At 72.0% G+C, this 9600-nt stretch carries 9 protein-coding genes, 2 pseudogenes and 1 riboswitch; of the genes and pseudogenes, 7 read left to right on the top strand and 4 right to left on the bottom strand.

Translation table 11 applies throughout. The features are described from left to right. Positions 1-634: 634 nt before the first annotated feature. Positions 635-821, top strand: a riboswitch (cobalamin riboswitch). A 29-nt stretch (positions 822-850) separates the two neighbouring features. From ABIE67_RS38330 to ABIE67_RS38305, 6 genes are all read left to right on the top strand, one after another. Beyond that, positions 851-1552 carry an energy-coupling factor ABC transporter permease gene (locus ABIE67_RS38330; RefSeq protein WP_370266122.1) on the top strand — a complete coding sequence of 234 codons (702 nt, stop codon included), beginning with the start codon at positions 851-853 and terminating at the stop codon, positions 1550-1552. After that, on the top strand, positions 1549-1929 hold the full coding sequence (locus ABIE67_RS38325) for an energy-coupling factor ABC transporter substrate-binding protein (RefSeq protein WP_370266121.1): 381 nt from the start codon (positions 1549-1551) through the stop codon (positions 1927-1929). Before ABIE67_RS38330 ends, ABIE67_RS38325 begins: the two co-directional genes overlap by 4 nt. A gap of 6 nt (positions 1930-1935) precedes the next feature. Beyond that, positions 1936-2685, top strand: a complete 750-nt coding sequence (cbiQ, locus tag ABIE67_RS38320) for a cobalt ECF transporter T component CbiQ (RefSeq protein WP_370266120.1) — start codon at positions 1936-1938, stop codon at positions 2683-2685. After that, the gene (locus ABIE67_RS38315; RefSeq protein WP_370266119.1) at positions 2682-3530 is read left to right on the top strand and encodes an ATP-binding cassette domain-containing protein; all 849 of its coding nucleotides are present in this window, start codon (positions 2682-2684) and stop codon (positions 3528-3530) included. The genes cbiQ and ABIE67_RS38315 overlap by 4 nt, the downstream gene beginning before the upstream one ends. A 96-nt stretch (positions 3531-3626) precedes the next feature. Further along, positions 3627-5141 (top strand): APC family permease, encoded by a 1515-nt coding sequence (locus ABIE67_RS38310; RefSeq protein WP_370266118.1) that lies wholly within the window; start codon positions 3627-3629, stop codon positions 5139-5141. A gap of 2 nt (positions 5142-5143) precedes the next feature. Next, on the top strand, positions 5144-5560 hold the full coding sequence (locus tag ABIE67_RS38305; protein WP_370266117.1) for a universal stress protein: 417 nt from the start codon (positions 5144-5146) through the stop codon (positions 5558-5560). 28 nt (positions 5561-5588) lie between these two features. On the opposite strand, the pseudogene ABIE67_RS38300 reads toward ABIE67_RS38305, so the two are convergent. The 3 genes and pseudogenes from ABIE67_RS38300 to ABIE67_RS38290 form a co-directional block, all read right to left on the bottom strand. After that, positions 5589-5774: pseudogene (locus ABIE67_RS38300) on the bottom strand (FAD-binding dehydrogenase); the annotation flags it as partial. Between the two features lie 24 nt (positions 5775-5798). Next, a pseudogene (locus ABIE67_RS38295) lies at positions 5799-6329 on the bottom strand (hemin ABC transporter substrate-binding protein); the annotation flags it as partial. After that, on the bottom strand, positions 6233-6889 hold the full coding sequence (locus ABIE67_RS38290; RefSeq protein WP_370266116.1) for a hypothetical protein: 657 nt from the start codon (positions 6887-6889) through the stop codon (positions 6233-6235). The pseudogene ABIE67_RS38295 and the gene ABIE67_RS38290, both read right to left, overlap by 97 nt. 16 nt (positions 6890-6905) lie before the next feature. Here ABIE67_RS38290 and ABIE67_RS38285 point away from each other — a divergent pair, with 16 nt between their 5' ends. Next, positions 6906-8780: a hypothetical protein gene (locus ABIE67_RS38285; protein ID WP_370266115.1), complete on the top strand. Its 1875-nt coding sequence runs from the start codon at positions 6906-6908 to the stop codon at positions 8778-8780. Between the two features lie 82 nt (positions 8781-8862). On the opposite strand, the gene ABIE67_RS38280 is transcribed toward ABIE67_RS38285, so the two are convergent. Beyond that, the gene (locus ABIE67_RS38280; protein ID WP_370266114.1) at positions 8863-9588 is read right to left on the bottom strand and encodes a class I SAM-dependent methyltransferase; all 726 of its coding nucleotides are present in this window, start codon (positions 9586-9588) and stop codon (positions 8863-8865) included. Positions 9589-9600: the final 12 nt, after the last annotated feature.

Raw genomic sequence — 9600 nt, 5'->3', positions numbered from 1 at the left:
CCGGCCGAGCAGGGCCGAGCGGGGCTGTCTTGATGATGCCGCTGGAGTCGGCCGGGCCGGACCGGTCGAGGTTCCCGACCTTGACCGGGAAGGTGACGAAGTCCTGTACCCACTGCCGCCCGGAGGCGGAGCCGAGGGGTGTCGGTGATGGCGGCGAGGGGCGACTGCCTCGACGGGCTCCGGCCGCGGACCAGCGTTCCGCCGCTCTGCTACCGCTCCGCACAGTTCCCCCCGAACAGCTTCCGACGACGTCAGCAGGTGCCTGTGCCCGGACGTCACCGGATGGGCCCGCCGGCCCCGACTTTCCTCAGAACAGCAATGTCCGGCACGGGACATGGCCGTGCGAAGGCGCGAAGGACCGGCGCACGACGTGCGCACCCAGCGAACTGGCGCGCACAGGGCGCCGGGTGGGGCCGGGGAGTGCGGCACCCCCACCGGACTCGTCGCCACCTCGGAAGCCACGCCGGTGCGCGGGGGCCGGCGAGAGGAGCGAGCCGGGTGGTACACCCACGATCGAGAACTATTGAGAGCTCACGGGCCCTCCGTGCCGCGCCGCTGCCCGGGCACGTCACGCAGCGAGCGAGCGCCCCTTTCACGCCCCCTGGGCGCGCTTGTCAGCCACCCTGTCCGGGCACTACTGTCACCACGCCTTGGTGAACGGGAAATCCGGTGTGATGCCGGTGCGGCCCTCGCCACTGTGAATCGGGAAGTCCGGCTCCAGCCCTGACAGGCAGCCACTGGGTCCTTCGGGATCCGGGAAGGCGGAGCACGGGCGGTGCTACCCGTCAGCCAGGAGACCGGCCAAGGCGCGTCAACCATCCACGAGGTGCTGGAGAGGGTCTGCTGAGCCATGCACATAGCCGAGGGTTTTCTGCCTCCGGCGCACGCGGTCGCCTGGGGCGTCGCGTCCGCGCCCTTCGTCGTCCACGGCGTCCGTTCACTCACCCGTGAGGTCAAGGAGCACCCCGAGAGCACCCTGCTCCTCGGCGCCTCCGGAGCCTTCACGTTCGTCCTGTCCGCGCTGAAGCTGCCCTCGGTGACCGGCAGCTGCTCGCATCCCACGGGCACCGGCCTCGGCGCCATCCTGTTCCGGCCGCCGATCATGGCGGTGCTGGGCACGATCACCCTGCTCTTCCAGGCGCTGCTGCTCGCGCACGGCGGCCTGACCACGCTCGGCGCCAACGTCTTCTCGATGGCGATCGCCGGACCCTGGGCCGGATACGCCGTCTACAAGCTGCTGCGGCGCTACGACGTGCCGCTGATGGTCGCCGTCTTCTTCGGCGCGTTCGTCGCCGACCTGTCCACCTACTGCGTGACCAGCGTCCAGCTGGCGCTCGCGTTCCCCGACCCGAGCAGCGGTTTCCTGGGCGCGCTCGGCAAGTTCGGCTCCATCTTCGCCGTCACCCAGATCCCCCTCGCGGTGAGCGAGGGCCTGCTCACGGTGCTCGTGATGCGGCTGCTGGTGCAGTCCAGCAAGGGGGAACTGACCCGGCTGGGCGTGCTCCTCGCCAAGAAGCAGTCCCGGACCGAGAGCGAGGCGGTGGCCCGATGAGCAGGAACACGAAGATCAACATTTTGCTGCTGCTCGTCGTGGCCGCCCTCGCGGTGCTGCCGCTGGCCCTCGGCCTCGGCGACCACAAGGAGGAGCCGTTCACGGGTGCCGACGGTGAGGCGGAGTCGGCGATCACCGAGATCGAGCCGGACTACGAGCCGTGGTTCTCGCCGCTGTACGAGCCGCCGTCCGGCGAGATCGAGTCGGCTCTGTTCTCCCTCCAGGCGGCCCTCGGGGTCGGCGTCCTCGCCTACTACTTCGGTCTGCACCGGGGACGGCGACAGGGAGAGCAGCGGGCACTGGAGCGGGAACGGGACTCCGGGAGCCCGGCCGGTGACACGGCCGCCGCCGAGGAGTCCACGGCCGAAAGGGCCTGACGTCTCGTGCTGCCCATCGACGCGGCGGCGCACAGCAGTCGCTGGCGCCACCGTCATCCCGTGGACAAGGCCGTGCTCGGGCTCGGCCTCACCGTGCTCGCGATCTCGCTGCCGCCCTGGCCGGGTGCGGCACTCGTCCTGGTCACCGCCCTCGCCGTGCTGCTGGGTCCGGCGGGCGTGCCCGCGCGGCGGCTGTGGCGCGCCTACCGGGTGCCGCTCGGCTTCTGTGTGACCGGCGCGGTCACGCTGCTGGTCCAGGTCGGCGGGCCGGAGGGCTTCGTGTCCCTGGCCGACGAGGGCCCGCTGCGCGCCGGGGAGCTGCTGCTGCGCACCTCGGCCGCCTCCCTGGGCGTGCTGCTGTTCGCCTTCACCACCCCGATGTCCGATCTCCTGCCCCGCCTGGTGAAGGCCGGCGTGCCCGCGCCCGTCGTCGACGTCGCCCTGGTGACGTACCGGATGAGCTTCCTGCTCCTGGACTCCATGCGCCGCATCCGGGAGGCCCAGGCCGCCCGGCTCGGGCACACCGGCCGGGCCGCGGAGTGGCGGTCCCTGGCCGGGCTCGGCGCCACCGCGTTCGTGCGGGCCTTCGACCGGGCCACCCGGCTCCAGGCCGGGCTCGCCGGACGCGGCTACGACGGCACGCTGCGCGTCCTGGTGCCCGAGGCCCGGGTCTCCGTCCGCTTCACGGCCGCGAGTTGCGCACTCCTCGCGACGCTGGCCGCCCTCACCCTCGTACTGGAAAAGGCCCTGCCATGAGCGAGCCCACCGCCCTGGTCGCCCTGCGGGGCGCGTCCTACGCCTACGAGGACGGCCCCGTCGTGCTCAGCGGCCTCGACTTCGATGTGAGCGAGAAGCGCGCGCTGGCGCTGCTCGGCCGCAACGGCAGTGGGAAGACGACGCTGATGCGGCTGCTCAGCGGTGGACTGCGCCCGCACGACGGCCGGTTGACGGTGGCGGGTACGCCGGTCACGTACGACCGCAAGGGGCTGACCCGGCTGCGGACGACCGTGCAGCTGGTGGTGCAGGACCCCGACGACCAGCTCTTCGCCGCGTCCGTCGCCCAGGACGTCTCCTTCGGCCCGCTGAACCTGGGCCTGCCCGACCCCGAGGTGCGCACGCGGGTCGACGAGGCGCTCACCGCCCTGGACATCACCGCGCTGGCCGACCGGCCCACGCATCTGCTGTCGTACGGGCAGCGCAAGCGCACCGCGATCGCCGGCGCGGTCGCGATGCGGCCCCGCGTGCTGATCCTGGACGAACCGACCGCCGGACTCGACCCCGACGGCCAGGAGCGCCTTCTCGCCACCCTCGACGGCCTGCGCGCGAGCGGCACCACGGTGGTGATGGCCACCCACGACGTCGACCTGGCCCTGCGCTGGGCCGACGACGCGGCCCTCCTCACCCCGTCCGGCGTCCGCACCGGACCGGCACCCACGATGCTGGCCCGCACGGATCTCCTCCAGCAGGCGGGACTGCGGCTGCCGTGGGGAGTCGCCGCCGCCCAACTCCTGCGATCGCACGGCCTGCTGACCGACTCGGGGCACGGCCCGCGCACCGCCGAGGACCTGGTCGCGCTCGTATCGGCACCCGCCGAGGGTTGATGCCTGAGGCGACATAAGGCCAGTAAAGGTCATCAATGACCTGAATGTCCCACCACTCCCTGTTCTATGGATGCACAGACCAGGGAGTGAGGGAACATGGCCAACGACACCGCGGACGCGGTCCCGCCGCAGTCCGCCGGCTTGAAGCCCAATGCGATCGGTTTCCTCGACGCGCTCGTCATCGGGCTCAACTCCACCTCCCCGGCGTACTCGGTGGCGGCGGTCATCGGTCCGGTCGTGGCCCTCGTGGGGATCCACGCCCCCGGCGTGATGCTCGCGTCGTTCGTGCCCATGCTGCTGATCGCCTCGGCGTTCTACTACCTCAACAAGGTCGACCAGGACTGCGGTACGACGTTCTCCTGGGTCACCCGGGCCATGGGGCCGTGGGCCGGCTGGCTGGGCGGCTGGGCCATCGCGATGACCGGCGTCCTGGTCGTCGGGTCGCTGGCGGATGTCGCCGTGACCTTCGCCCTGCTCTCCTTCGGCCTCGACAGCTGGGTCGACAACGACGCCGCACGCCGGCTGCTCACGGTGCTGCTCATCCTGGTGATGACGGGCATCTGCGTGATCGGCACCGAACTGTCGGCCAAGGTGCAGAACATCCTGATCCTCGCTCAGGTCGTCTGCCTGCTCGTCTTCGCGGTGGTGGCGCTGTACCGCGTCTACGCCGACACCAGCACGCTCGACTCCGTCGAACCGGCGATCGGCTGGCTGGACGCCTTCGGAGCCGGCGGGGCCTCCCTGACCGGGGCCCTGCTGCTGGGCGTGTTCATCTACTGGGGCTGGGAGTCGGCGGTCAACCTCACCGAGGAGACAGAGGACTCCGCCACGGCTCCCGGCAAGGCCGCCGTGTGGTCGACGGTCATCCTGCTGGTGACCTATGTGGCGGTCGGTTTCGCGGTGGTCGCCTACGCCGGAACGGCCTATCTGGCCGAGAACGCGGCGGAGGAGGAGTTCATCTTCGCCCTGCTCGCCGAGGAGGCCATGGGCGGCTGGCACTGGGTCGTCCTGCTCGCTGTGTCGACGTCCGCGCTGGCCTCGACGCAGACGACGATCATCCCGGCGTCCCGCACAGCGCTCTCCATGGCACGCCGACACGCGCTGCCCGCGCACTTCGGCCGGATCAACCCGCGGTTCCGCACCCCCGACGTGAGCACATGGTGGGTCGCCGGGATCGCCATCGCCTGGTACCTCGTGGTCAGCGAGATCAGCTCCAACGCGCTGTTCGACTCGCTCACCGCGCTGTCCCTGCTGATCGCCTTCTACTACGCGCTCACCGGCGCCGCCTGCGCCGTCTACTACCGCCGCCACCTGACCAGAAGCGTCCACCACTTCGTCCTCATCGGCCTCGGCCCGCTCGTCGGCGCCGGACTGTTGTCCTGGCTGCTGGTGGAATCGGTCATCGACATGTCCGACCCCGCCAACTCCTACAGCGGCGACTCGTGGTTCGGGCTCGGGCCCCCGCTCGTCATCGGTATCGGCATCACCGTCACGGGCGTGGTCATCATGGTCGTGTGGCGGCTGCTGGCTCCCGTGTTCTGGTCGGAACGCCCCGGTGTGGTCGACCCCGCCCTCGTCGACGGCGAGGAGCCGGGGAGCAGGGAGTCCTGAAGATGTCAGTCGTCGTCGGCTTCGACGAGTCCCCCGGCGCGGTGCGTGCGCTGACCGTCGCCATCGAGATGTCGGCAGCGTTCGACGAACCCCTGGTGCTGGTCTACGGCGCCGCGGCTCCGGGCTCGGTGGGCGAGGAGTACGTCGCCCACCAGGATGCCGTTCGCGAAGCCGGACACCACGCACTGGACCGGGCGGTCCGGGTGGCGGAAGAGGCCGGCGTGCGGACCACGGTCGAGCTCATCGACCAGAAGCCCGCACCGGCGCTCATCGACGCCGCGTCGCGCCACGCGGCGCGGCTCATCGTGGTGGGTACGTGGGGCGAGAGCCCCGTGCGCGGGGCGCTGCTGGGCTCGACCCCCCACAAGCTCCTGCACCTCTCCAGCGTCCCCGTCCTCTGCGTGCCGACCGAGACCTGAGCAGTCCGGGTGCCTGCCCGGTATCGCTTCAGGTCGCCGACGCCGCTGCCGCCGCCCGCCCCGCCGCGCGGCCCAAGAACAGGCAGCCGCCGAGGAAGGTGCCCTCCAGGGAGCGGTAGCCGTGGACGCCGCCTCCGCCGAAGCCGGAGTACTCGTGTCCCGAGTCGGCGAACCGGGAACGTCGCCTGCGCCAGAGCGGGGTCTCGGGGCCACCAGATGCCGCAACCCTGAACTTTTCTCACGTTTGGTGGATGCGATCCACCAGGATGTCGATCACCAGCGGCGTCCGCGGCCCGTACCCCAGCAGCACCCCGTCCTCCATGTCGACGACCCGGCGGTTCATTCCGGCCGGCGTCTGGCTGATGCCGGGAATGTCGACCAGCCCGTCGACACCGCCGACCGACTCCAGCCCCTTGGTCATCATCAGGATCACGTCCGGCCGGGCCCGCACCAGCGCCTCGCTGGTGATCGGCGTGAACGGCTTGTCCAGCCCGGCCTCCTTGCCCGCGTCCACCGCCCCCGCGGCCTCGATCAGCGAATCGGCACCCGAACCCTTGCCGCCGATCAGATAGACGGCCGCGCTGCCGCGCATGTACAGGAAGGCGACCTTGGGCTTGCTGCCCCGGGGCACGGCGGCGCGGGCGGCGGCGAGTTCGTCGCTCATGCGCTTGTTCAGGGCTTCGCCCGCCCCGGGGACGCCGAGCGCCTCGGCGACGCGGGTGGTGCGGGTGGAGACGTCGGCGAGTTCGGTGGCCGGGTCGAGGACGACCCCCCGAAACTGCCCGTCACCGTCGCCTCCTCCGACGGTCGGAAGGTGACGGTGAAGGACGCGTCACCGGCGAGGGCTACGACGACACCAAGGGCGTCTACGTCGCCGTCTGCAAGGACAACGGCGACAACCGCATCCCCACCCCCTGCCTCGGCGGTGCCGACCAGAGCGGCAGCAGCGGTTCCTCGGTGTGGATCATCCCGAGGGACGCCTCGGACGAAGGCGCGGGCACGATCGCCGAACGGTGGGGCGAGGGCGGCACCTTCGACGTCGGCCTGGGCGTCAAGGCCAAGGACAGCGGCCTCGACTGCCTGGAGGTCGCCTGCTCCGTCGTCACCCGTGTCGACCACAACGGCGCCGGCGACCGCTCCCAGGACGTCCGCATCCCGATCACCTTCGAGGGCCAGGACCCGGGTGACGGCGACGACGGCGACGGCGACGGTGTGGACGTCCCGCCGGGCACCGTCGGCTATGTGAGGGCGGCCGAGTTCACCACCGCGGGGCGCCCCCCTGCTCCTGCACCCCGACTCGGGGAAGCTGTACGTCGGTTCGGACAACATCCCCGACACCTCCGACGTGGCCGAGCAGGGCCTGTACGTCCTGGACCCCGAGGACGGGAAAGTCCTCGGCCACATCGCCCAGGCACCCGGCCCGAACGGTGCGATGGCCGCCCGTGTGGTCCGGCGGATCGCCGGCCCGCTCCCCGGCGACGGCGTGGTCTTCCGCTATCCGCTGCGCGGCCTAGGCACCGCCAAGGACGGGGACGCGGTCGCGCGGGGCGTCTGGTTCAACGGCGCGACGTTCACCGGAGTCGGTCAGGACGCCGACCCCGCCACCGTCCTGGTCGCGGCCGGACCCGAGCTGCGCCGCGTCGAGACCGCCACCGGCGCCGTGATGGACACGCTCACGCTGGAGGGCGGCAGCCTGCTCGGCGTGGACGCCGCGCACGGTGCCGCCTGGTCCGTGGGCACCAGCGAGGGCAAGCCGGTCCTGCGCCGGGTGGACACCGCCACCTTCGAGGTCACCGCCACGGCCGAACTCCCCGCCGACCCCGTCTTCTTCGTCGAACCGGACCCGGCCACCGGCAACGTCTGGGTGGCGAGCGGGACTTCGGTGCTCGTCCTCGACGAGGACGGCAAGCCGCTGACCACCCTGACGGGCGCGGACCGGCCCACGGCGGCGGCCTTCGACAAGACCACCGGGCGGGCCTTCGTGCTGCGCGAGGACCTCGCCGAGAGCACCTCGGACCAGAACAGCTCGCTCCAGATCCTCGACAGCGCGACCTTCCGGCAGGCCGCCGACCCGGTCTCCCTGCCGGGGAACCTCGCGGGCGCCTTCGCGGGTGTCGCCGTCGCCCCGGGCGCCACCTCCGTCCACGTCACCAAGCAGGCGGAGAGCAAGGTCGTCAAGCTCGACTTGCGCATGTCCCCCAAGGTCACCCAGTCCCCCACCGACCAGTCCGTCGACCCCGGCGACGAGGTCACGTTCGTCGCGGCGGCCGAGGGCACCCCGGAGCCGACCGTGCGCTGGCAGGTCAGCCCGGACCGCGGCCAGACCTGGTCGACGCCGGAGGGCGCGACGGAGAACGCGTACTCCTTCACCGCCAGGGCGGCGCAGGACGGCTACCGGTACCGCGCCGAGTTCGCCAACTCCGTGGGCACGACCCGCACTTCACCGGTCACGCTGACGGTCACCGAGTCCACCGGGGACGGCGGCACCACCGGCGGCACCACCGGCGGCGGCGACGGCGAGGAATCCGAGCCCTCGGGCAGCAGGACCGAGACCGGCTACGAGGGCCAGAAGCTCACCGTCACCCCGGTCAACCGCCTGGCCACCGAGAACCAGACGCTGAAGGTCACCGGCTCCGGCTACGACGTCGACAAGGGCGTCTACGTCGCCCTGTGTGTCGACAACGGGGACGGCCAACTGCCGACGCCGTGCGTCGGCGGCGTCGACATGAGCGGCGCGTCCCACTCCTCGGCGTGGATCTCCTCCAACCCGCCGGACTACGGCCAGGACCTCGCGATCCCGTACGGCGACGGCGGCTCCTTCGAGGTCGAGCTGTCGGTGGACGCCAAGGACGAGTTCACCGACTGCTTCAAGGCCAGGTGCGTCCTCGCCACCCGCGCCGACCACACCCTCTCGGGCGACCGCTCCCAGGACGTGAAGGTCCCGGTCAGCTTCGTCGGACAGGACCCGGTGGAGACGGAGCCGGAGCCCGGTGACACCGGCGGCACGGGCGGCTCCGGCTCCTCGGGCGGCACGACGGGCGGCGGAGCGGACACCACCGGTGGCAGCAGCACTGGCGCGACCACCGGCGGCAACGGCACGTCCCCCACGGGCGGCAGCCTCGCCTCCACCGGCGTCACCGTGGTCTCCGCCGCCGCGCTAGCGGCCGCCCTGGTGGCCACGGGCTGGGTGGCCCACCGCCGGGGCCGCGGGGTCGAGTGATCCCCGGGTGGTCCGCCCGCCGGCGTCCTGCACGGAAGGGCGCCCGGCGGGCGGACCACCGTCGGCTCGGATCGAGCCCTCCTCACGCCGTGCGGCCGGCCACCACCCACTTCGACGGCAGCTCGATCCGCGTGCCGTCCGGCCCGTACTCCGTGGTGGTCAGCGGCAGTTCGCCGCTCGCGAGGACGGTGAGCCCGGCCGCGCGCAGGTACTCGGGCACCGACGCGTCGGCCACCTCGCCGGGGGCGATGCCGTGCCGGAAGATGGGCGCGAGCTTGGGCGGCGGTCCCGACGGGCTCTGGGCGAGGCCCAGCAGGACGGGTTTGGCGGACTCGGAGAGTTCGACGAGGAAGACCCGGCCGCGCTCACCGACGAGCGTGGCGATCCCGTTCACCATCGACTGCCGGTCGTCGGGCTCGGCCTGGTGCAGGACGCCCCGCATATAGACGTTGGTGTCGCCGAGTTCGGCGTGCAGCGTCTCGGCCTCGGTCTTCTCCACGACGTCGAACAGCCGGTACGTCGCCTGCCCCGCGGGGTCGGCGCGGCGGGCGTGGTCGAGGGCCGCGGCGGACAGGTCGGCGCCGACGACGCGCGGGAAGCGCTCGGCGAGGAAACGGGTCTGGGTGCCGTTGCCGCAGCCCAGGTCGACCATCGCCAGGCCCGGATCGGTCAGGTGCGCCTCGAAGAGGGCCAGATGGCGGCCGGCGGTCAGGGCCGGTTCCGCGTCCCAGAACACCGCCCCGGGTTCCTCCGGGGCTTCACGCCAGAAGCCCTCCCAGGCCTCCCGGTAACGACTCGTCACACTCATGACCGACTCCCC

Source organism: Streptomyces sp. V4I8, assembly GCF_041261225.1.
Lineage (GTDB): Bacteria > Actinomycetota > Actinomycetes > Streptomycetales > Streptomycetaceae > Streptomyces.
Note: the sequence above shows the minus strand (reverse complement) of the source record. Positions and strands in the feature narration are given on the sequence as shown.